Consider the following 22204-nt stretch of genomic DNA (forward strand, 5'->3'; position numbering starts at 1 on the left):
CCGTGACCGCAGAACGGACCGTCACCACGCCGGCCCCGTCCCTCCCCACGGCGTTCGGTGCGCCCGCGGTCAACTCGTGGGACGAGTTCACCGCGCTGCGCGAGATCATCGTCGGGAACGCCACCCACGCCCGACTCCCGCAGCAGGACGACCCGTCTGCATGGCTGAGCTGCTTTCCCCAATTGACCCGGGCCGAACTGGGCAGAATCGCGGTGGGCGAGATGCCGGCGCAGGTCATCGAGGAGACCAACGAGGACCTGGCCGTGCTGTGCACCAGCCTGCGCGGGCTGGGCGTCACCGTCCACCGACCCGACGTCATCGACCACCGCGTCGAATTCGCCTCGCCGCACTGGCGCAGCGCCGGCTTCACCTCCTACTGCCCACGTGACCTCACCCTGGTGGTGGGCTCCACCATCATCGAGACCGCCAGCCCGATGCGGTCCCGGTACTTCGAACTGTTCGGGCTGCGTCCGCTCTTCCAGGACTACCTGCGGCGTGGCGCCACCTGGCTGGCCGCGCCCCGCCCACGACTGACCGACGAGCTGTATCTGGTCGACCCGGACGGCCTGCCGGACCTGGGGGACAGCGAGCCGGTCTTCGACGCCGCCAACGTGCTCCGCCTCGGTCGCGACCTGTTCTACCAGGTGTCGCGCAGCGGCAACGAACTCGGTCTGCGTTGGCTGGAATCAGTCGTCCGGCTGCTGGGCGACATCCGGGTCCATCCGCTACGCGGGATCTACGGCTATACCCATATCGACAGCACGATCGCCCTGCTGCGTCCCGGGCTGGTGCTGCTCAACCCGGGCCGGATCACACCGGACGGGATACCGGACCCGCTACGGGGCTGGGACGTGCTGTGGTGCCCTCCGCTGCGTCGACCCGCAGCGGGACCGCCCACCCTCAGCGAACACTGGATCAGCATGAACCTGCTGATGGTCGACGAGGAACACGCGATCGTCGACGCCGACCAACCGGAACTGATCGCCGCGCTCGAACGGCGCGGAATCACCGTACTGCCACACCGGCTGCGCCACGCGCAACTGCTCGGCGGCGGCTTCCACTGCGTCACCCTGGACACCATCCGCGCCGGCGGTCCCGAGAACTACCTGGACTGACCACCACCCCTCCTGCCCCATGCAAGCCCGGGACACGGGCCGACATGGGCAGGCCGTCGGGGCGGCGGTGGCAGCGCCACCGGGGGACGGCCGGCACATCGGTCCGGCGTCACCGCCCCGCCGTGCGGTCGCTGCCGGCGTACCGGACGCCGGTCAGCCGGCACAGGGCGCCGAAACCGTCCTCCGTGCCCGGCCAGTGCCGACGCACCGCCCCGACACCCGCCCTGCGGACCACCGAACGCAGCACCGCGACCACGATGACCGCGTCGTCGGCGTACCCGAGCACCGGGACGAAATCCGGGATCAGGTCGACCGGGATCACCAGGTAGGCCAGCAGCAGGCCCGGCCGCACCCGGACACCGCGCGGCAGGGTGGCGTCACCGGCCAGCCGCCGCAGCCGCCGCACCAGGTCGGCGCCTGCCCCTAGGCTGGCCCGGTGCGGGAGGACGAGCTGCGGGACCTGGTCCGGGCCAACGGGTGGCTGATGCGGGCGCTGGCGGTGGTCCGGGACACCGGCCTGCCGGACGCGTGGATCGGGGCGGGGGTCGTGCGGGACCTCGTCTGGGGCGAACGGTACGGCGACGGCTTCGACCCGTCGTCGGTACGGGACGTCGACGTGGTCTTCCTCGACCCGACGGACCTGACCCGCGCCAACGACGACCGGGCCACCGCGCGACTGGTGACGGCCTGGCCGCAGCCGCCGTGGGAGGCGAAGAACCAGGCCGCCGTGCACACCTGGTACCCGGCGAAGTTCGGCGGTGACGCGGTGGCCCCGCTGCGGACGATCGCCGAGGCGGTCGCCACCTGGCCCGAGTACGCCACCGCCGTCGCGGTACGCCGGCACGCCGACGACCGGATCGCGGTCTGCGCGCCGTACGGCCTGGACGACCTGCTCGACGGGGTGTGGCGGCACAACCCGACCCGGGCCGGCCCGCAGGTGTCCCGACGTCGGCTCGCCCGTCACCGCCCGGCGGCACGCTGGCCCGGCGTACGGGTGGTCGACCCGGCCGCCGGTGACCGGTGACCGGGTGTGGAGGTCCCCTGTCCCGCCCTCGCCGTCGTGGACCCTGCACCCGGTGGTGTGCCGGGGCGACTGGGTACGATGCCCGGCGTGCCTCTCGTCGCGGACCTGCGTGACCTGCTGAAAGACCCCTCGTTCTGGTCGGCCTACGACCGCCCCGACGGCGACGACGGTGATGACGACGACGAGCGCTGGGCGGACCATCCCGGGTGGACGGTGACGGCCGACGTCGGCGGCGGCCACACGCTCGTCCTGGAGATCGACATCGATCTCGGCATGGTGAACCTCGGTGTGTGCCCGCCCGGCGTGACCGAGCCGCTGCCGCTGGGCTGGGACGACGACGCGCACCCCTTCCCGCACGCCCTGCGCTGGGACGAACTGGACCTGATCGCGCGGGCCGTCGCGTTGCGGGACCCGGACCTGCCGCATCCCGGCCCGTTGCTGGCGCTGGCCGGCCGGTTCGTGCTGCTCGGCGAGCACGACGACATCGACGCGGTCACCCCGTTGCTGGCCGCCGCCTTCGGGACCGGCCCCGCCGACGCCGGCTACCGGCCGACGGTCCGCTCCTGGCTGTACCGGTGCGACGGGCGTGGCAGGGGCGTCACCTGGCGGCGCGACGACGCCGGGAACTGGACCGTCGAGCAGGACGAGGACCAGGCCGGCGACTTCATGCTCTACAGCCTGCGCGGCCCGCGGTCGGAGTTCCCGTTCGACGCGTGGCGGGAGCTGCTCGCCGCCGCCGGGCGTACCGTCGCCGACGCCGTACCCGGGCCGGCGCGGGAGACTCTCGGTGACCTGCCGGCTCGTGCCGTCGCCGACCGCGACCTGGGCCTGGCCGCGCTGGCCGGCCGGACGCTCGCCGCCGCCGGTGGCGGGCATCCGGTGGTCCTGCGTGGACTCGCCGAACCCGTGCACCCCGCCGTGGTCTGCTGGATCCTCGAAACGGTCACCGGCGCGGCGCAGGGTGCCCTCGTCGCACGGTGGTTCGGTCCGAGCGCCCTGCGCGGGGCCCGCCGCTACCGGCTGAGCCTGCACCTGGAGATCGGCGGACGGCCGGATCCGCGTGGGTACGCCACCACCGTGACCCGCGACCTCGACCGGGCACTGCGCGACCGGGGCCTGGGCCACGCCCGGCAGAGCGGCAGCAGCATGCGCAGGGACGCCTCCGGCGGCTACGTCACCCACGCGGTCAGCCTGGACATCGCGGTCTTCGACGATCTCGCCGCCGGCACCGAACTCGTCCGGCACACGCTGCTGCGCCACGACCCGGCACCGGGGACCGTGCTGCGCCGCCACGGGCACACCGACGCCGTGGTGGCGCTGCGGTGACCGCAGCGCCTCGGCGGCGGCAGATCGGTTGACGCGCCGGGGACCCGGGCGGGGCCGACCGGCACGAACGGTCGACGCCCGCGACATTCGCCCTACCCGTCGGCTGCCGGGGCGGCACTATGCTGCGACCAGGCTCCGTCGAGCAGGGAGATGACGTGTCGCGTCGTACCGGTAGGCCCTCGTATCTGCTGTCCGCGTCGCCACCCCGCCGTCGCCGTCTGTCCCGGCTCGCCGTCGTCGCCGCGATCGGGCTCGTCGTCGCCCTCGTCGGCGGCGGCATCGGGTACGCGGTCGGTCGACCGGACGCCACCGAGTCGACCGTCGCCGACCTGCGTCGGGCCGAGGCGAAGCGGGACACCCAGCAGATCACCGAGCTGACGGCCACCGCCCGACGCCTCCGCGAGGAGATCGCCCCCGTGCTCGACGCCCTGCGGGCCGAGCCGGCGGCCGACGCGCGCCAGGCACGCGAGTGGCAGCAGACCCTGCGGCGGGCGGCGGAGCCGTTCGCCAACCCGCCGTCGGGCACCACGGCGACCAATGTGGCGCGCGGCGGCCTGCGCGGCGCCGTGGAGCAGACGTCGCTGGCCGTCGAGTCGTACCTCCTCGCGGTCACCGGGCCGCCCGCGCAACGGGCCGCGCTGACGGCACTGGCGAAACGGCAGGCGGACCAGGCCGCCGCCGCCTGGTCCGTCGCCGCCACCCAACTCGACCAGGTCAACGTCGATGCCGGCCACGGCCACCAGCACGTCTACCTGGAGGGCGACCAGCACGACGGCGCGGAGGAGGGCACCGGCGGGTGACCGGGGCGACGCAACTGCTCACCGAACGGTTGGTGCGGGCCGGGATCGGTGACGTCGTCGCCGTCGAGCCGGTGAGCGGTGGTCTCGCCGCGCTCGCCGGGATCGCCCACCGCCGGGACGCGCCGCCGGTCTTCGTCAAGACCTTCGCCGAAGCGCCCGACGGTGACGCCTTCGGCGCGGAGGCCGAGGGGCTGACGGCCCTGCGGGAACTCGGCGGACAGGCCACCCCCGACGTGATCGTGGCCAACCGGGAACTGCTCGTGCTGTCGCTGCTCAGGCCGAGGCCACGCGACGGGGCGTTCTGGGAGGGGTTCGCGCACGCGCTCGCCCACCTGCACACCGGCACCGTCCATCCCCGCTTCGGCTGGCACCGGGACAACTGGTTGGGACGTCGCCGGCAGGTCAACACCTGGGCCGACGACGGCTTCGCCTTCTTCGCCGAGCACCGCCTGCTGCGGTGGCTGCCCGAGCCGAGGGTCCGGGCCGCGCTCGACGCCGCCGACCGGACCGCGGTGGAACGGCTGTGTGCCCGGCTGCCCGAGCTGCTGCCGGTCCGGCCGGCCTGCCTGACCCACGGTGACCTGTGGTCGCAGAACGTGCTGTCCGACGGGGCGGGGCGGGCGGCGCTTATCGATCCGGCGGTGTCGTACCTGTGGCCCGAGGTGGACCTGGCGCACCTGTGGACCACGGCGGCCCCACCGGAGTCGAGCCGGTTCTTCGCCGTCTATGCCGAGCTGACCGGCCTCGACGGCGACTGGCGGGCCCGCATGCCGATCATCCAGCTGCGGCAGCACCTGGCGGTGCTGGCCCAGTTCGACGACGACTGGGGCGCCGCCGGGACGATCCGCGCCACCCTGGCCCCGTTCCGGTCGCGGGCCTGACCGGCCCGGGGCGTGGCGGTCCCGGTCACGGTTGCGGCACCCCGGGTGGCTGCCGGTCCGGCCAGAACGGCCATTCCTCGAACGACCGGCACCGCCCGTCGTCGGCGAAGCGCATCACCCACAGGTCGCGGTACTCCTGCGTGACCGGGTCGCCGTAGTGGACCTCGTGGCGGGACACGGCGGTGTCGCCGTCGACCGCGACGACCGAGCTGGTCATCCGGAAGACCTCGTCGGGGCCGTCGCGCTGTTCCTCCCACATCCGGGCGATGGCCGGCAGGCCCACCACGGGGGTCAGGTAGGGCCCCTGCTGGTAGCTGGCGTCCTCGGTGAAGAGCGTGACCAGGGTGTCCGTACCCGGTGTCCGCCAGGCCCGCTCGTAGGCGACGAGCCAGTCGTCGACGTGTCCGCTGTCCATGTGCCCACCCTGCCATCCGACCGGTCCCCGCACCCCCGGGACGCTCCTGCGGCGGGCGGCAAGGGGTGCGGCACGTCACCCTGACGAACTGTACCGGCTGGTCGGTACAGTTTCGGCGTGCTCACGTCCGCGACCCCGGTCGCCGCTCCGGTGCTGTCCACCCGCCGCCGCTGGGCGGCGCTGGCCGTCCTGGCCGCGGCGGTGCTGCTGCTCGCCGTCGACGGGACGGTGCTCTCGCTGGCGGTGCCGGCGCTGACCGCGAGCCTGGCCCCGACCGCCGAGCAGGTCCTCTGGATCGGTGACGTCTACTCGCTGACCCTGGCGGGGCTGCTGGTGCTGATGGGCAACCTGGCCGACCGGTTCGGGCGTAAGCGGGTCCTGCTGATCGGTTCGGTGGCGTTCGGCGCGGCCTCGCTGCTGGCCGCGTTCGCCCCCAGCGCGCCGGCGCTGATCGGGGCCCGCCTGCTGCTCGGGGTGGCCGGCGCGACGCTGATGCCGTCCACCCTGTCGCTGATCCGCAACATCTTCACCGACAGCGGCGAACGGACCCGGGCGATCGCCATCTGGTCCACGGCCTTCGGCGCCGGGTCGGCGGTCGGTCCACTCGTCGGCGGGTTCCTGCTGGAGCACTTCTGGTGGGGCTCGGTGTTCCTCATCAACGTCCCGGTGATGGTCCTGGTGGTGACCTCCGGACTGCTGCTGCTCCCGGAGTCCCGGGACCCCCGACCGGGCCGCTTCGACGTGCTCTCCGCGGTGCTGTCCATGGCGGCGGTCGTGCCGCTGGTGTACGCGGTCAAGCACGTGGTCGGGGCCGGCGTCGACGGCGTGACGGTGTCCTGCCTACTGGTCGGCCTGACCGCGGGCGTGCTGTTCGTGCGGCGGCAGCGGCGGCTGGAACAGCCCATGCTCGACGTCGAACTGTTCGGCAACCCGGCGTTCCTCGGGGCGGTCGTCGCCAACGTCATCGCGATCTTCGCGCTGGTCGGCATGCTGTTCTTCTTCTCCCAGTACCTCCAGTTCGCCCGGGGGTTCGGCCCGTTGCAGGCGGGCCTGGCCGAGTTGCCCGCGACCCTGGCGTCGATCGTCGTCGTGGTGATCATCGCGTCGGTCGTGGCCCGGCTCGGCCGGGGCCGGGCCATCGCGCTCGGCCTGGGCCTGGCCGCCGCCGGGCTGGCCGCGGTGGCGGCGGCCGCGCACGCGCCGTACCTGTGGCTCGGTCTGGCGCTCGTGCCCATCGGTCTCGGCATCGGGCTGGCGATGACGCTGACCGGCGACGCCATCATCTCGGCCGCGCCGCCGCGCAAGGCCGGTTCCGTCTCGGCGATCACCGAGACCGCCAACGAACTCGGCGTGGTGCTGGGCATCGCGGTGCTCGGCTCCCTGTTGTCGCTGGTCTACCGGCACGTGGTGAACGTGCCGGCCGGGCTGCCGGCCGCCGACGCGGCCCGGGTCCGTGACTCGCTGGGCTCGGCGTTGCAGGTGCTGCCGCCGCAGGCCGTGGCCGGTGCCCGGGACGCGTTCATCACCGGCGTCCAGGTCACCTCGTCGCTCGCCGCGGCGCTGACCCTCGGCGCGGCGGTGCTGGCCTGGGTGCTCATCCCCTCACCGCGCCCACCACGGCCGTAGGTACGGTGTCGCCGTGGGACGCACAGCCGGCCGGTCGCCGCAGGACACCCGACGTGCCCTGCTGGACGCCGCCGCTGACGCCGTCCGCGCCCGGGGGATCCACGCCTCGCTGGACGACATCGCCCGCTTCGCCGGCGTGTCCAAGGGCGGGCTGATCTACCACTTCGCCAGCAAGGACGAACTGATCCTGGAACTGGCCCGCGACCAGCTCGCCGCCTTCCACGCCGGCATCGACGCCGCGCTGGACCCCGCCGACACCGCACCGGGACGGCTGACCCGGGCCTACCTGCGCGCGTCGGTCGCGCCCGCCGACGACGACGCCGCCGTACGCGCCTCGCTGGCGCTGGTCACCCAGCTCATGACGGTGCCCGCGGTCGCCGAACTCGCCCGCGCCGACGCGGAACGGCTGGAGGCGGCCCTCGCCGCCGACGGGCTGCCCGCCGACGTGCTGGCGCTCGTGGTGGCGGCGGCGGACGGCATGAGCACCGCGCCCCTGTGGGGTGCCCCGACGCACACCCCCGCCCACCGACGACTGGCGGAACGGCTGCTGCACCTGACCCGGCACCCGCACCTGTGGGAGACCCTCACCCCCTGAGCCGGGCGACCCGTGCCGACCCACCACGGACCCGGTGCCGGCACCTGCCGGCGTCCCGCCACAGACGGTATCCTCATCCACTCTCGTCGATCGGCGAGGTGGTTTCGTTCCACTCCGCACACCCTTCGGAGGCACGATGAGGTTCCGCATCGCCCGTACGCTCGGCGCACTCACGCTCGTACTGGGAGCCGTCGCCGTGCCGGCGACCCCGGCCGCCGCGCACGAGACCGCCGACCCGATCGCGGTCTACCCGCCGATCCAGGACTCGTCCACCTGGAACAGGTTCGGCGAGTCCGGGCCGGCCAGCCACCACATCGTGTTCGGCAACTGGGGCTACACCAACGACTGGGCGGTCGACATCTACCGCAACCCGGGGGCCACCGTCGTCTCCCCCTTCGGCACCAAGACCGCAGCCGGGCACCCGGTCGCGGTCACCGTCGTCACCGTCCGACCGGGCTGCGCGACCGGCAACCTCGCCGACGGCGGCTACCGGATCGGGCTGGAGGCCCGGGACACCACGACCGGCGGGGTCGTCGGCCGGGCGGACGTGATGCACGTGAACAACAAGCCCGGCGGTGTGGTCGTCGGTGCCTCGGTCGGCCCGTGGACCAAGCTCGGCGAGACCGGCCGGTTCCGGTACTCCAGCTGCTACCAGGTCAACGGGGACAGCGGCGCGCACATCCACCTTGAGGTGATCAACCAGCACCGCTACTCCTGCTACGTCAGCCGGGCCGCCGGCACCGCCCTGACCGACCTGACCGTGGTCGGCCGGATCGGCGTCCACTACTCCGGCCAGCGCGCCGCCTGCTGACGGCGGCCGGCGGGTCCGCGCCGGGCGCTGTCGGTTGGTCGGCAGTGTCCGGGCACGGACAGTGCCCGCCGTGTGACGCCGGGTCCGACCCATGATGGTTCACGTCGACGTGCCGTCGCGACAGGCCGGCGGACGGGACACCCGGTCAGGAGGATGGGCATGCCGTTCGAGGTCGATTTCAACTGGGCATCACAGGCCGTCATCGAGACGGTGGCAGTGCCGTTCCCGTCCCTGGAAACGCCCCCCGACGTGGTCGTCGCCGACCCCGCGGTCCCGCAGTTGGAGTTCCACCACTCCGGCCCGGTGACGGTCACGATGCTCGGCAGCGGCCGGTGGAACCGCGACTCCAGCTACCGGTTCAACGCCGGCTGCAACCCGGAGCCGCACCACGCGGCGGCGATCGGGCAGGTCGGGGTGCTCTCCGCCGCGGAGGCGCAGCGGTTGGAGGACTGGTTCCTCCAGCGGTATCCGACCTCCAACCCGGTGGTGCTGAAGAACGGCGGGAAGTGGAACCTCGCCCTCACCCGCAACGGCGCGGTCTTCAACTTCCACGTCGGCGTCCACGACTAGCACCTCCGGCGCGGGGCGGCCCGGCCGCCCCGCGCCGGCCTCCCGGGGCCTGCCCGAACGGTGGATCAACGATCGGCCACTGTGGATTTACGATCGGTCACAGCCCCGTCACCCCTGCGGAAGGACCCCCATGCCCCTGTCGATGCGCCGCCGGCTCACCCGGCTCGCGGTGGTCGCCACCGCGGCGGCCGCCGTCAGCTTCACCGTCCAGCCGGCCCCGGCCGCCGCCGTGCCGTTCGACTGGAACGGCGCCTTCGCCACGTACGACATCTGCGAGCAGTACCGCATCGACGCCAGCTACTGGGGCGAGGTGAGCGGCAACTGCGTCTACCGCACCCTGCCCGACAGCCAGTACAACGGCTGGTACTTCCGGGCCTGGATTCCGGGCTGAGGCGCATCCGGCGACCGGCCGGCCCGCCGCTGGCCGGTGGGCCGACGCGAGGTCACCGCACCCGTCCGGTACGCCGGGCGGGCGGCCACCCCCGCCCGGCACCGGCGGGGGTGGCCGCCCCGGGGGATCAGTCGAGCACCTGGGCGAGCGGGGAGACCCGGACCCAGCACCTGGCCGGGCGCCGGGCTCAGCTCCTTGAACCGCTTCCGGACGGCACCGTAGCTCGGCCAGCTCTGCGCGGTCAGCGCCGCGTCCGCGTCGGCGGCGTCCTGCGCCGACCAGAGCATCGCGCCCTCGCTGTTCAACAGGGCGTGGACCTCGTCGCGACCCCCGGCGGCGGCGAGCCGGGCCAACGTCCCCGCCCGGGCCTGCGCCTGCCGGTAGCTGTCGATCAGATGGCCGACGTCGTACGTCGTCCCGGCCGCGTCGCGGGGCGTCAGATGGTCGAGCGAGCGCAGCGACCCGACGGTCGCGGTGACGTACCGCTCCAGCAGCTCCCGGGTCAGCACACCGCCGGCCCGTCGCCCGCCCTCGCCCTGCTGCCACTCGGTCAGGCGGCGGACCAGCCGGTCGAGATTGTCCGCGACCAATTGCAATGCGACGGTACGCCGTTGCGCCGACGACAGTTTCCCGATCATCGCCTCGGTCAACTGATCCTCGCTCGGATACGACGTCATGATGATTTTCAGATAGCGGGTCGTCCGCCCGGTCCCGCTCGCGCGGGCGGCGGCGAGCGCCTCGACGACGTACAACCAGCACGACGGTCCCTGCTGCTTTTCCAGCATCGTGGGCACCGTCACGAATCCCTGTTGCTTGGGCACGACTGCTCCGTCCGGCCATTTCGGATGATGGGATCGACGACGGTCCGACAATAGGTGGGAGCTGGTGAGAGGCGTCGTCCCGCAGCTGACTGAGCCGGTTAACGGACAACCCTCACCTGTTCGGGGCCGGTCACGCCGGCCGATCGGAGCGCGCCGATGTCGGCCGGGCGGTCGGCGGCGACGGCGGTGGCGATCCGGACGAACGCCGCCACCGCCAGCGAATGCGAATGCTGCGGCCAGGCCACCGCGAAGGCGGCCTCCGGCGCGTCGTCGACCGGCCGCCACGTCAACTGCGGCCGGGCGTTGCGCGCGGCCACCGAGGCCGGAAACAGCGCGACCATCCGTCCGAGTTCGATCTGCCGCAGCATCTGCACCATGTCCCCGAACGGCGGCAGCTGCTCCCCGTGCCGTACGTAGACGTACGCGCCGGGAACCGCCGGCCGGTGGTCCGCCTCGATGTCGGCCAGCCGCAGCCGGGGTGACCCGGCGAGCGGGTGACCGGCCGGCAGCGCCAGCAGTTGCGGCTCCCGCAGCAGCGGCTCGACGTCCAGCCCGTCGGTGTCGAGCGGCTCGACGACGATCGCCACGTCGGCCTCGCCCGCGCGCAGCAGCCGGGGCTGTTCCCGCCAGCCGGTGAACACGACCTCGACCGGCACCGCCGCCGGTTCGGCGGCGTACGCCGCGAGTACGTCCTCCAGCAGCCCCGCCTCGACGTCGGCCTTCACCGCGAGCACCAGCCTGCCGTCCGTCACCCCGGCCGCCCGTCGGGCCCGGAGGGTGGCGGCGTCGAGCGCGACCAGCGCCGCCCGCGCGTCGGCCAGGAGCAGCGCGCCCACCTCGGTGAGGCCGACGCTGCGGGTGGTGCGCGCGAACAGCCGTACGCCGAGGTCCGCCTCCAGCCCGGCGACCGCCCTGGACAGCGCCGGTGCGGCGATGCCGATCCGGCGGGCCGCCCGGGTGAAGTTGAGTTCCTCGGCGACGGCCACGAAGTAGCGCAGCGCCCTCGACTCCACGGGATTCATGCCCCCAGGGTAATGATCGCGCCCGAACCGGTCCTTCTCCGCACCACGCCCACCGCGTGACGATGGGCGCCATGATCGTCGTCACCACACCCACCGGCACCATCGGTGCCGCCGTGGCCGCCCACCTGCACGCCACCGGTACGCCACTGCGCCTCGTCGCCCGCGACCCCGCCCGCCTGCCCGAGCACCTGCGTGCGGACGCCGAGGTGGTCGCGGGCTCCCACGCCGACCCCGCCGTGCTCGACACCGCGCTGGCCGACGCCGAGGCGCTGTTCGTGCTCGTGCCGCCGGACCACACCGCCCCGGACGTGACCGGGCACTACCTCGGCTTCGCCCGCCCGATCGGGGCCGCCGTCCGGGCCCACGGCGTACCCCGGGTCGTCGCGGTCTCCTCGCTCGGCCGCGGCTTCACCGGCCCCTCCGGGCTGCTCGCGGCGGCCTGGGCGATGGACTCGGCCATCGAGGCCAGCGACGCCGCCTACCGCTCGTTGCAGCCACCGTTCTTCATGGAGAACCTGCTGCGCCAGGTCGACCTGATCCGCGACGGGGGCAGGTTCGTGCTCCCCTTCGACCCCGACGCGCCGCTGCCCGCCGTCGCCACGGTCGACATCGCCGACGCGGCCACGGCACTGCTCACCGACCGCACCTGGACCGGCCAGGCCGGCGTCCCCGTCCGGCAGCCCGTCGACCACACGCCCCGCGAGATGGCGCAGATCATCACCGAGACGCTCGGCCGGCCGGTCACCTACCACCGGGCCACGTTCGACGACCACCGCGCCCGGTACACGGCGGCCGGAGCCAGCCCGGCGTTCGTCGACGCCATGGTCGAGATGGCCCGCGCGCAGGACGCCGGCGTCTACCCGCCCGCGCCCGGCGGGGGCGGCGGAACCACGTTCCGGCAGTGGTGCGCGTCGACGCTCGCGCCCGCCGTCAGCTCTGCTGGTAGTTGACGGCGGCGAACCCGCACGGCCGGTGCAGGTGCAGGTAGTACGCGCCCTCGCCGTACTCGTCCAGGTCGGCGCCGCCGACCAGACCGACGTAGTCCATCGGCTGCCGGCACCCGGGACAGTCGGGGTGGTCGGCGTCCTGGATCCAGTCGGGCCGGCCACCCAGCGTCGAGCCGCCCTGCTCCCACGCGCTGGCCTGGTAGGGGCTCTGCCGCAAGGCACCGGTCACCGGCAGCGACGCGGGCGGGTCCTCCGCCTCGGTGGAGCCGAGGTGATCCGGGCGGATGTTCCCGCTCCACCAGGCCGTGTCCCCGGTCGGCGTGACCCGGCTGTACAGCGTCGTGTAGCAGGAACAGAAGTGACACGTCTCGATCACCAGGCGGCCGGACCAGCCGGTGTGCGCCAGCGCGGCACCGACGGCGGGCTCCGCCGGGTCGAGGTCCGCCGCCGTCCACAGTGGCGACGCGCACCACGGGCAGCGCGCCCCGGCCGGCCCGCGCGGTGCCTCCCGCATGATCCACTCGTACGCGGTGTCACCGCACAGGTCCCGCCGGTGCCCCTGCGGGTCGACCGTCCAGCCACCCTTACGCGCGTAGTCCAGGATGTCGACGTGCAGCGCGTCCGCCCCGGCCGGCGGCTGTGCCGACCAGCGGCGCAGGGCGCTCTCGGCCATCGGGTGGGCGACGTGCGCCAGGACGACAAGCAGTTGGTTGAGCTGCCCGGGCGCGTCGCCGCCGTCGACCCGTTCGACGACCCGACGGACCACGTCGGCGTCCGCCGCCCGGTACAGCTTCCCCGGCCACACCACGTCCCGGTCGAGCAGTGTGCCGAGGTACGGCGTCAGCCGCCCCGGATCGGTGTCCGCGATCAGCGACAACTCCTCGACCGCGTCGTCGTCCCCGTCGACGGCCACCTGCCTGACCAGCTCCTCGATCACCCGGCGATGCTAACCACCCGCACCGGACCCGCCGCCGGGGCACCGGCCCGGCTCACACCGTGAACGCGGGGCCGGGCCGGCCGATGCCGATCCGGCCGTTGGTCAGGCGGTGCTCGAACGTCACCCCCAGCTCCTCCTCCCAGCACCGCATGATGTCCTGCTCACCCTGCCGGTCGATGTCGTCGAGCACGACGGCGAAGTCCTCGGCGAGCAGCGGCGCGAAGAAGGGACCGGCGGGATACCGGGCGTGCGCGTACCCGGCCCGGTGGGCGGGCGGCCCGTCCACGAGGAGCAGGTCGACGGGCCGGCCCGCCGTCATCTCCCGTAGCCGCTCCTGCGCGTACCAGGTCGGCTCCTCGCCCGGCCACGACGCCGGCACCGGCGCCAGGGGGGCGTGCACCACGGTCACCACGTCGGCCAGGCCCTCGTCGGCCAGTTCCTGACCGAGCAGCTCCGCCCAGCGCCCGTCGTGCTCCACGGTCCACAGGTGCCCGCCGCGCCGCCGCAGCAGCCGGCCGAGATAGAAGGTGGAGACCCCGCCGCCCAGTTCGACGACGCACCGCCGCCGGTTCACCATGATCTCGTTGAGCACCGCGACGACCCCGCTCGGGCGCATGGCGCTCGCGCTCCACGGCAGGTACGTCAGCGACAGCGGGGCCAGCGCCTGCATCGCCAGCAGGTCGTTGCGCTGGAGCTCGTTGCGTTGCAGCGACGGACGGTGGCGCTGCTCGTACTCCGGTCGCCCGGTCACCGTGGCACCATCCCCACCAGCCAGGAGGGCAGCAGACCCTCGTCGAGCAGGTCGAGGACCACCGTCTTGGCCAGGGCGGAGGCGAAGTGCACCTGGGCCGCCCCGCTGGGCGAGCGCAGCCGCGACAGGAGCCGGGAGCGTTCCCGCCGGTAGCTGGCCGACTGCCTGCCGTGGGTGCGGAAGTCGTCCGTCCAGCGGTTCAGCTCGCAGAAGTTGCCGACCCTCGGCGCGAAGTTCTCGAACAGGACCGCCCCGTGGTCGAGCCCGACGGTGTCCGGTTCGAGGAGCTGGACGAGGGTCCAGTAGTACTGGTCGCTGGTGCCGTGCAACCGGTCCGTGTCGACCTGGTGCGTCCGCAGCCGGTTCAGCAGCGGGAAACGCCCGCTCGGGGGGTCCGGATACGCCGCGCACAGGGCGAGGATGTCACCGGCGGGCCCGAGGAAACCGCCGCTGTTGAGGTACGGGTACGGGCCGACGGGCGGGTCCTCGTGCAACGCGAGACCGACGGGGCCCATCGGCCAGCTGTTCGGCTCGGCGCTGAACACGACACGCTGCGCGAAGCCCGCGTACGCGGTGCGGATGTGCTCCTCCCCGCGCAGCAGGAGGGTGTCGTACGCGTCGGTGAACAGCACCAGCTCGTCCGGTGCGACGTGCCGGGCGAGGTAGTCGGTCAGCAGCGCCCGCTTGTCCCGTGGCCGGAACCCCTTCTGCCGCCCCTGGAGGACGACCAGCCCGAGCCCCACCGCCGCGCAGGACGGCTCCAGCAGCCGCCGCAGGAAGGGGTGGTCGAGGTCGGTGGCGATGGTGATGACCCGCATGGTCGGCGTCCAATCGTGCTGGTGGTTCGTGCCGTTGGACCGCACCGGATGCGCCCTGGTGCCCGACCTGTGGGCCGGGACGGACCGGCTGCCAAACTATCGATCCACGACCGTCGTTGTCGACCCACGGCACGGTCCCCGGCCTCCCGCGAGAGCTGTCGTCGAGCCGTTCTCAAGGACGAGGTCACCGCCGGCCCCCCGCCGGGTGGGACGCCGCGCCGGTGGTCCCGACCGGAAGGCGAGCGGGTCTGCCCACCGGCGTCCGTGGTTTCTCAAGTCGTTCCCAAGCGGTGGCCGGAAGACTCGGGTCGCAGCCAGCACACGACGCCGAGAGAGGCGGGGCGGATGACCGGACGGGACGAGTCGGCGCGCACGCGGGCCGCGACGCCGGGCGGGACACCGGTCGCCGTGGTGGGCATCGGCTGCCGGTTCCCCGGCGCGGACGGGTTGGCGCAGTTCTGGCGTCTGCTCAGCGACGGCGGTGACGCGATCACCGACGTGCCCGCCAGCCGGTACGACATCGACGCCTACCACGACCCGCGACCGGGCACACCGAACCGGATCGTCAGCCGCCGGGGCGGCTTCCTCGACCAGATCGACCAGTTCGACGCCGGCTACTTCGGCGTCGCGCCCCGCGAGGCGGAACGGATGGACCCCCAGCAGCGGCTGCTGCTGGAGACCGCGGCCGAGGCGCTGGCCGACGCCGGCCTGACCCGCGACCGGCTGTCCACCACCCGCACCGGCGTCTACGTCGGCGGCATGTCGTCGGCGTACGGGCACCTGCTGAGCGATGCGTCGGTGCTGGACCTGCACGCGGCGACCGGCGGCGCGCGCAGCTTCCTGGCCGGGCGGGTGTCCTTCGCCTTCGACCTGCGTGGCCCCAGCATGGCGGTGGACTGCGCCTGCTCCTCCAGCCTGGCGGCGCTGCACCTGGCCTACCAGAGCGTGCGCAACGGGGAGACCCAACTGGCGCTGGCCGGCGGGGTGAACCTGGTCCTCGCCCCCGAGGAGACCATCCCGTTCTCGGCGGCCCGGATGCTCGCCGCCGACGGCCGGTGCAAGTTCGGCAGCGCCCACGGCGACGGTTTCGTCCGCAGCGAGGGGGTGGCCGTGCTGGTGCTCAAACCACTGGACCGCGCCGAGGCCGACGGCGACGCCATCCACGCCGTGATCTACGGGTCCGCGGTCGGCAACGACGGCCAGTCCGGCGGATACCTGCTCACGCCCTCCCGACCCGGCCAGGAGGAGACGCTGCGCGCGGCGTACGCCGACGCGGGCGTGTCCGCCGCGCTGGTGGACTACGTCGAGGCGCACGGCACCGGGACTCCGGCCGGTGACCCGGTGGAGTTGGCCGCCCTCGGCGCGGTGGCCGGCGCTGGCCGGGACGGGCGAGCCGACTGCCTGGTCGGCTCGGTCAAGACGAACATCGGCCACACCGAGGCCGCCGCCGGGCTGGCCGGCGTCATCAAGGCGGTGCTCGCGCTCCAGCACCGGGAGATCCCGCCGAGCCTGCACGCCGCCGAGCTGACCGGCGCGGTCGACTGGGCGGGGCTGCGGCTGCGCCTGGTGCGGGAGCGTACCCCCTGGCCGCAGACCGACCGGCCGGGCCTGGTCGGGGTCAGCTCGTTCGGCATCTCCGGCACCAACGCGCACGTGGTGCTCGGCGAGTACCCCCGGCCCGCACCGACCCCCGTACCCGCCGCCGAGCCCGACGGGGAGGCCGCGCAGCTCCTGGTGCTCTCCGCACCCGGCCGGGAGGCGCTCACCGCCCTCGCCACCGACTACGCGCGGTTCCTCGCGCCGGGCGGCGGCGGACGGGAACTGCCGCTGCGCGACGTGTGCTTCAGCGCGGCCACCCGCCGGGACCACCACGAGAACCGGCTGACCGTGGTCGGCACGTCGCCCGACGACCTGGTCGAGCGGCTACGGGCGTACGCCGCCGGTGAGTCCCGGCCCCGGCTGGGCGTCACCGCGTCCGCGCCGGTGGAGGGCGACCGGCCGGTCGTCGTCTTCGTCTTCCCCGGGCAGGGCTCGCAGTGGGACGGCATGGGCCGGGAACTGCTGGCCCGTTCACCGGTCTTCCGCGACACGCTCACCCGCTGCGACGAGGTGATCCGCGCCGAGGTCGGCTGGTCGCTGCTGGCCAGGCTGACCGGGGAGACGGACACCCCGGCGTCCATCGACACCGTCCAGCCGACCCTGTGGGCGATGCAGACGGCGCTCTGCGCGGTGCTGCGCGACTGGGGCATCGAGCCCGACCACGTGGTCGGGCACAGCATGGGTGAGGTGGCGGCGGCGGGCGCGGCGGGCGCGCTCAGCCTCGCCGACGCCGGCGCGGTCATCTGCCGGCGCAGCCGGCTGCTGCGCACCGTCGCCGGGCAGGGCGTCATGTACTCGGTGGAGCTGTCCGCCGCCGACGCGCAGGCCGCCCTGGCCGGCCACGAGCACCTCGTCTCCGTGGCGGTCAGCAACAGCCCCACCTCGACGGTCCTCTCCGGCGACCCGCAGGCGCTGGCCACCATCGTCGCGGGCCTCGACGAACGCGGCGTGTTCTGCCGGCAGGTCCGGGTCGACGTCGCCTCGCACAGCCCGCAGATGGACCAGCTCCGCGACGACCTGCTGGCCGACCTCGGCGACGTCACCCCCCGCGCGGGTCGGGTCCCGCTCTACTCCACCGTGGACGACGCCCCCTGCGACGGTTCCGGGTGGGACGCCGCCTACTGGATCCGCAACCTGCGCGAACCGGTGCGGTTCGGGGCCGCGGTGGCACACCTCGCCGGCTCGGGCGACACGGTGTTCGTCGAGATCAGCCCGCACCCCATCCTGCTGCCGGCCATCCAGGAGACACTGGCGGCGACCGGGACCGACGGCGCGGCCGTCGGCTGCCTGCGCCGCGACGAGCCGGAACGGGCCAGCCTGCTCGACACCGTCGCGGCCCTGCACCGCGCCGGCTGCCCGGTCGACTGGCACCGGGTGGTCGGCGGGCCCCCGCCCCGCTACGTGCGGCTCCCGTCCTACCCGTGGCAGCGCCAGCGGTACTGGCTCGCCCCGACCCCGGCCGGACGACCGGACCGGCACCGCGTGGACCGGGTCGTCGACCCGGCCCGCGAGCCGTACCTGCTCGACCACCGGGTGCAGGGCACCGTGGTCGTGCCGGGCACCGCGTACGTCGAGCTGCTGCACACCGCCGCCGCCGGGATCTGCGGCGGGCAGACGCCCGTGCTGCGCGACATCCGCTACCTCGACGCGCTGTTCCTGCGCCCGGACCAGCCGCCGCCCGCACTGTCCACGACGTTCACCCCGCGCGGGCCCGACACCTGGGACGTGGCGGTGACCGGGGCGGAGACGACACACGTCACCGCGACGGTGAACCGTACCCCGCCGCCCGGACGGCGTCGGCTGCCGCTGGAGGCGACACGCGCCGCCTGCCCGGACCACCTGACCGGGGTCGACTTCTACCGCCGGTTCGCCGCCCGGGGCAACGAGTGGCAGGGCGCGTTCCAGGGCATCGCGGAACTCTGGACGGGCGACGGGCAGGCGCTGGGCCGCATCGAGGTGCCCGCCGGGGTCGACCCGGCCGGGTACACCTGCCACCCGGCGCTGCTGGACGCGTGCGGGCAGGTCCTCGCGTCGCTGATCCCGGCCGGGGACCGGTCGTCGGCGTTCGTGCTGGGCGGCATCGACGCCGTGACGGTCCACCCCGACCCGGGCGTCCCCGGCTGGGCGCACGCCGTCGCGGTCACCGCCTGGCGGTCCGACTCGGTCTGCGGCGACCTCGTGGTGTCCGACGCCGACGGCCGGGTGATCGTCGAGATCGAGGGCCTGCGCCTGCAGTACCTGCAACCCCCGGACTCGGTGCGCGACCCCGACGGGTGGTTCCACGAGCTGCGCTGGCAGCCGCTGCCGGCGCTGCCGGATGCGCACCGGCCCGCCGGCCGCCGCCTGGTCTTCGCCGACCGGTCCGGCGTCGGCGCCGCGCTGCCCGCCGACGTACGGGTGTTCCCGGGTAGCGGGTACCAACGGCTGGCGGCCGACCGGTACGAGATCGACCCGACCGCGCCGGCGCAGTACCGGCGGCTGATCGCCGACGTCCGGGCCGGGTTCGACGGCCTCGCTCCGACCGAGGTGGTGCACCTCTGGACGCTGGACATCGAGCCCGACAGCTCCACGCCGGCACAGCGGGCGGCCGAGGACGCCGAACGCCTCGGCTGCGGCAGCGCCCTGCGGCTGCTGCGGGCGCTCGCCGACGCCGGCCTGCCCGAGCCGCCCCGGCTGTCGCTGGTGACCCGGGGCGCGCACCGGGTGCGCGACGCCGACCGGACCGTGTCGATGTGGCAGGGCGCGCTCTGGGGCCTGGGCCGGGTCGTCGCCCACGAGCACCGGGAACTGGGCTGCGTGCTCGTCGACCTGGACCCGGCGGGGTCACCGGCCGACCTCGCCGCCGCGTTGCACCGGGAACTGGCCGGCGTCGGGCCGGAGGACCAGGTGGCGCTGCGCGACGGCCAGCGGTACGCCGCACGCCTGCTGCCCGTGCCCACCGCCCGGCCGGACGACGCCGACGTCACCCACCAGCTCCAGGTCACCTCGCCCGGCCTGCTCGACGGGGTGCGCCTGGTGCCGGTGCCGCGCCGGCCGCCGGGGCCGGGCGAGGTGGAGGTCCGCGCCGACCACCTCGCCCTCAACTACCGTGACGTGCTGATCGCCATGGACCTGTATCCGCGCCTGTCCGACCAGCCCGCGACCGTGATCGGCGAGTGCGCCGGCACGGTCACCCGGGTCGGGCCGGGTGTGGCCGGACTGCGGCCCGGCGACGAGGTGGTGGCGATCTCGCTGCGCTCACCCGCCGCCGCCCACCTCTGCGTCGACGCGCACCTGGTGCGCCGGCGGCCGGCCCGGCTCACCCCGCAGGAGGCCGCCACCGTGCCGGTGGCCCTGGTCACCGCGTACCACTCGCTGGTGCACCTGGCGCAGGTGCGGCCCGGCGAACGGGTGCTGATCCACCACGCCACCGGCGGGGTGGGCCTGGCCGCGGTGCAGGTGGCCCGCTGGCGCGGTGCCGAGGTGTACGCCACGGCGGGCAGCCCGGACAAGCGCGCGCTGCTGCGGATGATGGGCGTCGCGCACGTGTCCGACTCGCGGAGCACCGGCTTCGCCGACGAGATCCGGGACGCCACCCGGGGCGAGGGCGTCGACGTGGTGCTCAACACGCAGGCGGGGGAGGGCCTGCTGCGCAGCGTGGAGCTGCTGGCCGACCGGGGGCGCTACGTCGAGCTGAGCCGGCGTGACCTGGTCGAGGGCACCCGGCTGGACCTGCGGCTGTTGGCGCGCGGGGCCTCGTTCTTCGTGGTCGACGTGGTGGACCTCGGGCTCAACGAACCGCGCCGGCTCGGCGCGATCCTTGAGGAGGCCCTGGCCCTGGTGCAGGCCGGTCTGCTCGAACCGCTGCCGCACCGCGTCTTCCCCGCGACCGACCTGGTCGGCGCGTTCCGGCACATGGCCCAGGCCCGGCACATCGGCAAGGTGCTGGTGTCCGTCGGGGAGCTGTCCGCGCCCCGGCCCGCCGCACCCCCGGTCCCGCACCGGCCGGTCCGGATCGATCCGACCGCCGGCTACCTGGTGACCGGCGGGCTCGGCGACCTCGGCCGGGTGGTCACCGACTGGCTGGTCCGCGAGGGGGCCCGGCACATCGTGCTCACCGGGCGTACCCCGCTTTCCGGGACCGGCGGCGCGGACTGGCTGGCGGAGCTGCGGCGGCACGGGGTGCGGGTGGCGTACGAGGCGGTCGACGTGGCCGACGGGGAGGCGATGCGGACGGTCGTGGAGCGGCACGGTCAGGACGGTGTGGCGATCCGGGGTGTGGTGCACGCCGCCGGGGTCGTCGAGTACCGGGCCCTGTCCGAACTGGACGACCGGACCCTGTCGGCGGTCCTGCGCCCGAAGGTCACCGGCGCGGCCGTGCTGCACCGGCTCTTCGCCGAGCAGCCGCTGGACTTCTTCGTGCTGTTCTCCTCCGGCTCGGCGGTGCTCAGCTCCCCGATGCTCGGGGCGTACGCGGCCGCGAACGCCGCCCTGGACTCGCTTGCCGACCAGCGCCGGCTCGCCGGGCTGACCGCGCTCAGCGTGAACTGGGGCTTCTGGTCGGTCGGCATGCCCGCGCGGGTCGGGCGGGAGCAGGGCCGGGCGATCAACCCGGCCGGAATGGACACGTTCAGCCCCCGGGAGGGCATCGAGGCGCTGCGCCTGCTGCTGGCCCGCGACGCCACCCACGGCGTGGTGCTGCCGGCGGACTGGCGGCAGTGGGCGAGCGCGCACCCGGACGCGGCGACCTCGCCACTGCTACGTGAGCTGCTCGCCGATCCCGCCGCCGCCCCCACCCCTGCCGCCGTCCCCACCGCCCCGCCTCCCGTCGTACCCGGGTCGCCGCCGCCGGCCTCCCCGCCCCCGGCGCGACCCGTGGCCGCGGTCGCCACGGTCACCGACGCCACACCTGCGGACCCCGGGGAGACGCGTGCCGGACCGGTGGGGCCGGCGGGGGTGGGGCCCGGGGTGGCGGGCACGCTGACCGACCGGGACGCCGTGGAGCGCTACCTGGCCCGGGTCCTCGCCGAGGTGCTGGGCATGCCGTCGGCGCAGGTGCACCCCCGGCGTCCGCTCAAGCGGCAGGGCCTGGACTCGCTGATGGCCGTGGAGGTCCGTACCCGGGTCCAGCGTGACCTGGGCATGCTGCTACCGATCGCGAAGATGCTCGGCGGCCACAGCGTCGCCGACCTGGCCGGCGAGGTGTTCAGCCAACTGGGCGGGGCCGGCCGCCGCTGACCGGGCCGGGCCGGTGGGTGGTGCGGCGGGTCGCCCCGCGCAGCCGTCCGCCGGCTCCGACGCCGGCCTCGCTCACGGCGCGGCCGGGTCCCGGCACGGGGGATGGCGGTGACCGCGGACGTGCCGGTCACCGCCACCGGGTCGTACGTCGGGTGTCGCCGGTCGCCCGGTAGGCCGTCAGCCGCGCGCCGCGTCGGCCTGCGGGATCAGCTCCGCCCGGCGGGCCACCTCCGCGGCGAACTCGCCCAGCGTCATGATGGCGAGCGTCTCGATGTCGTCGTCGTCGAACGTCACGCCGAACTGGTCCTCGACCCGCAGCGCGAGCTCGGACACGGCGAGCGAGTCGAGGTCCACACCGGACGGCCCGAGCATCGAGTCGGGGCCGGTGTCGTCGGTGTAGAAGTTCATCTCGCGCAGCGCCTGCATGGTGAACGCCAGGACCTCGTCGGCTGACATGGTTGAGCTACCTTCCTCTCGGCTGGCGTGGGGCGGCGGGGTCGGCGTCGGTCGACGACATATTTCCGAAATGAGTGGGCCG

The 22204-nt window shown here is 74.3% G+C and carries 20 protein-coding genes; 12 read left to right on the plus strand and 8 right to left on the minus strand.

Annotation, left to right across the window (positions count from 1 at the left end):
• Positions 1-2: 2 nt before the first annotated feature.
• On the plus strand, positions 3-1115 hold the full coding sequence (locus H1A17_RS07815; protein WP_145920559.1) for a scyllo-inosamine-4-phosphate amidinotransferase: 1113 nt from the start codon (positions 3-5) through the stop codon (positions 1113-1115).
• A 109-nt stretch (positions 1116-1224) separates the two neighbouring features.
• Here the strand turns inward: H1A17_RS07815 and H1A17_RS07820 are convergent, their stop codons facing one another.
• Positions 1225-1521: a YkvA family protein gene (locus H1A17_RS07820; RefSeq protein ID WP_255541982.1), complete on the minus strand. Its 297-nt coding sequence runs from the start codon at positions 1519-1521 to the stop codon at positions 1225-1227.
• A 30-nt stretch (positions 1522-1551) separates the two neighbouring features.
• Between H1A17_RS07820 and H1A17_RS07825 the strand changes: the two genes are divergently transcribed.
• The 4 genes from H1A17_RS07825 (at position 1552) to H1A17_RS07840 (ending at position 5146) form a co-directional block, all read left to right on the plus strand.
• A complete protein-coding gene (locus tag H1A17_RS07825) occupies positions 1552-2139 on the plus strand; it encodes a nucleotidyltransferase family protein (RefSeq protein ID WP_194821499.1) in 588 nt (195 codons plus the stop codon).
• 87 nt (positions 2140-2226) lie between these two features.
• The gene (locus tag H1A17_RS07830) at positions 2227-3465 is read left to right on the plus strand and encodes a hypothetical protein (RefSeq protein ID WP_194821500.1); all 1239 of its coding nucleotides are present in this window, start codon (positions 2227-2229) and stop codon (positions 3463-3465) included.
• A 155-nt stretch (positions 3466-3620) separates the two neighbouring features.
• Positions 3621-4265, plus strand: coding sequence for a hypothetical protein (locus H1A17_RS07835; protein WP_194821501.1), 645 nt, complete (start codon positions 3621-3623; stop codon positions 4263-4265).
• Positions 4262-5146, plus strand: coding sequence for a fructosamine kinase family protein (locus H1A17_RS07840; protein ID WP_194821502.1), 885 nt, complete (start codon positions 4262-4264; stop codon positions 5144-5146). The genes H1A17_RS07835 and H1A17_RS07840 overlap by 4 nt, the downstream gene beginning before the upstream one ends.
• 25 nt (positions 5147-5171) lie before the next feature.
• Here H1A17_RS07840 and H1A17_RS07845 read toward each other — a convergent pair whose 3' ends face one another.
• A complete protein-coding gene (locus tag H1A17_RS07845; protein WP_145920554.1) occupies positions 5172-5561 on the minus strand; it encodes a nuclear transport factor 2 family protein in 390 nt (129 codons plus the stop codon).
• A 117-nt stretch (positions 5562-5678) separates the two neighbouring features.
• Here H1A17_RS07845 and H1A17_RS07850 point away from each other — a divergent pair, with 117 nt between their 5' ends.
• From H1A17_RS07850 to H1A17_RS07870, 5 genes are all read left to right on the plus strand, one after another.
• Entirely contained in the window at positions 5679-7187 is a 1509-nt protein-coding gene (locus H1A17_RS07850; RefSeq protein ID WP_194821503.1) for an MFS transporter, read from the plus strand.
• 13 nt (positions 7188-7200) lie between these two features.
• The gene (locus tag H1A17_RS07855; protein WP_145920552.1) at positions 7201-7782 is read left to right on the plus strand and encodes a TetR/AcrR family transcriptional regulator; all 582 of its coding nucleotides are present in this window, start codon (positions 7201-7203) and stop codon (positions 7780-7782) included.
• A 136-nt stretch (positions 7783-7918) separates the two neighbouring features.
• Positions 7919-8593 carry a hypothetical protein gene (locus tag H1A17_RS07860; RefSeq protein ID WP_194821504.1) on the plus strand — a complete coding sequence of 225 codons (675 nt, stop codon included), beginning with the start codon at positions 7919-7921 and terminating at the stop codon, positions 8591-8593.
• A 159-nt stretch (positions 8594-8752) separates the two neighbouring features.
• Positions 8753-9163 (plus strand): hypothetical protein, encoded by a 411-nt coding sequence (locus H1A17_RS07865; protein WP_145920551.1) that lies wholly within the window; start codon positions 8753-8755, stop codon positions 9161-9163.
• Between the two features lie 130 nt (positions 9164-9293).
• On the plus strand, positions 9294-9554 hold the full coding sequence (locus H1A17_RS07870; protein ID WP_194821505.1) for a hypothetical protein: 261 nt from the start codon (positions 9294-9296) through the stop codon (positions 9552-9554).
• Here H1A17_RS07870 and H1A17_RS35295 read toward each other — a convergent pair.
• On the minus strand, positions 9491-10375 hold the full coding sequence (locus H1A17_RS35295; protein WP_194821506.1) for a hypothetical protein: 885 nt from the start codon (positions 10373-10375) through the stop codon (positions 9491-9493). The genes H1A17_RS07870 and H1A17_RS35295 overlap by 64 nt on opposite strands.
• A gap of 98 nt (positions 10376-10473) precedes the next feature.
• Positions 10474-11397, minus strand: a complete 924-nt coding sequence (locus tag H1A17_RS07880; protein WP_228543099.1) for a LysR family transcriptional regulator — start codon at positions 11395-11397, stop codon at positions 10474-10476.
• Positions 11398-11468: 71 nt separating this feature from the next.
• On the opposite strand from H1A17_RS07880, the gene H1A17_RS07885 reads away from it, so the two are divergent.
• Entirely contained in the window at positions 11469-12347 is an 879-nt protein-coding gene (locus tag H1A17_RS07885; protein ID WP_194821507.1) for an NAD(P)H-binding protein, read from the plus strand.
• Here H1A17_RS07885 and H1A17_RS07890 read toward each other — a convergent pair.
• The 3 genes from H1A17_RS07890 to H1A17_RS07900 are packed head-to-tail and all read right to left on the minus strand — an operon-like array spanning position 12328 to position 14850.
• Complete coding sequence (locus H1A17_RS07890; RefSeq protein WP_194821508.1) at positions 12328-13281, minus strand: hypothetical protein; 954 nt, start codon at positions 13279-13281, stop codon at positions 12328-12330. The genes H1A17_RS07885 and H1A17_RS07890 overlap by 20 nt on opposite strands.
• A gap of 52 nt (positions 13282-13333) precedes the next feature.
• Entirely contained in the window at positions 13334-14032 is a 699-nt protein-coding gene (locus tag H1A17_RS07895; RefSeq protein ID WP_309236728.1) for a class I SAM-dependent methyltransferase, read from the minus strand.
• Entirely contained in the window at positions 14029-14850 is an 822-nt protein-coding gene (locus H1A17_RS07900; RefSeq protein ID WP_145920546.1) for a glycosyltransferase domain-containing protein, read from the minus strand. Before H1A17_RS07900 ends, H1A17_RS07895 begins: the two co-directional genes overlap by 4 nt.
• Before the next feature lie 345 nt (positions 14851-15195).
• Between H1A17_RS07900 and H1A17_RS07905 the strand changes: the two genes are divergently transcribed.
• Positions 15196-21666, plus strand: a complete 6471-nt coding sequence (locus tag H1A17_RS07905; protein ID WP_194821509.1) for a type I polyketide synthase — start codon at positions 15196-15198, stop codon at positions 21664-21666.
• Between the two features lie 177 nt (positions 21667-21843).
• Here H1A17_RS07905 and H1A17_RS07910 read toward each other — a convergent pair whose 3' ends face one another.
• Positions 21844-22122: an acyl carrier protein gene (locus tag H1A17_RS07910; RefSeq protein ID WP_145920544.1), complete on the minus strand. Its 279-nt coding sequence runs from the start codon at positions 22120-22122 to the stop codon at positions 21844-21846.
• Positions 22123-22204: the final 82 nt, after the last annotated feature.

This window comes from Micromonospora sp. S-DT3-3-22, assembly GCF_015354745.1.
Classification (GTDB): Bacteria; Actinomycetota; Actinomycetes; order Mycobacteriales; family Micromonosporaceae; genus Micromonospora; species Micromonospora wenchangensis.

Bases quoted from the DNA above. Each gene is read 5' to 3' on its own strand.
- H1A17_RS07865 (WP_145920551.1), top strand. From the start codon at position 8,753: ATGCCGTTCGAGGTCGATTTCAACTGGGCATCACAGGCCGTCATCGAG.
- H1A17_RS07910 (WP_145920544.1), bottom strand. From the start codon at position 22,122: ATGTCAGCCGACGAGGTCCTGGCGTTCACCATGCAGGCGCTGCGCGAG.
- H1A17_RS07870 (WP_194821505.1), top strand. From the start codon at position 9,294: ATGCCCCTGTCGATGCGCCGCCGGCTCACCCGGCTCGCGGTGGTCGCC.
- H1A17_RS07905 (WP_194821509.1), top strand. From the start codon at position 15,196: ATGACCGGACGGGACGAGTCGGCGCGCACGCGGGCCGCGACGCCGGGC.
- H1A17_RS07900 (WP_145920546.1), bottom strand. From the start codon at position 14,850: ATGCGGGTCATCACCATCGCCACCGACCTCGACCACCCCTTCCTGCGG.
- H1A17_RS07885 (WP_194821507.1), top strand. From the start codon at position 11,469: ATGATCGTCGTCACCACACCCACCGGCACCATCGGTGCCGCCGTGGCC.
- H1A17_RS07880 (WP_228543099.1), bottom strand. From the start codon at position 11,397: ATGAATCCCGTGGAGTCGAGGGCGCTGCGCTACTTCGTGGCCGTCGCC.
- H1A17_RS07860 (WP_194821504.1), top strand. From the start codon at position 7,919: ATGAGGTTCCGCATCGCCCGTACGCTCGGCGCACTCACGCTCGTACTG.
- H1A17_RS07845 (WP_145920554.1), bottom strand. From the start codon at position 5,561: ATGGACAGCGGACACGTCGACGACTGGCTCGTCGCCTACGAGCGGGCC.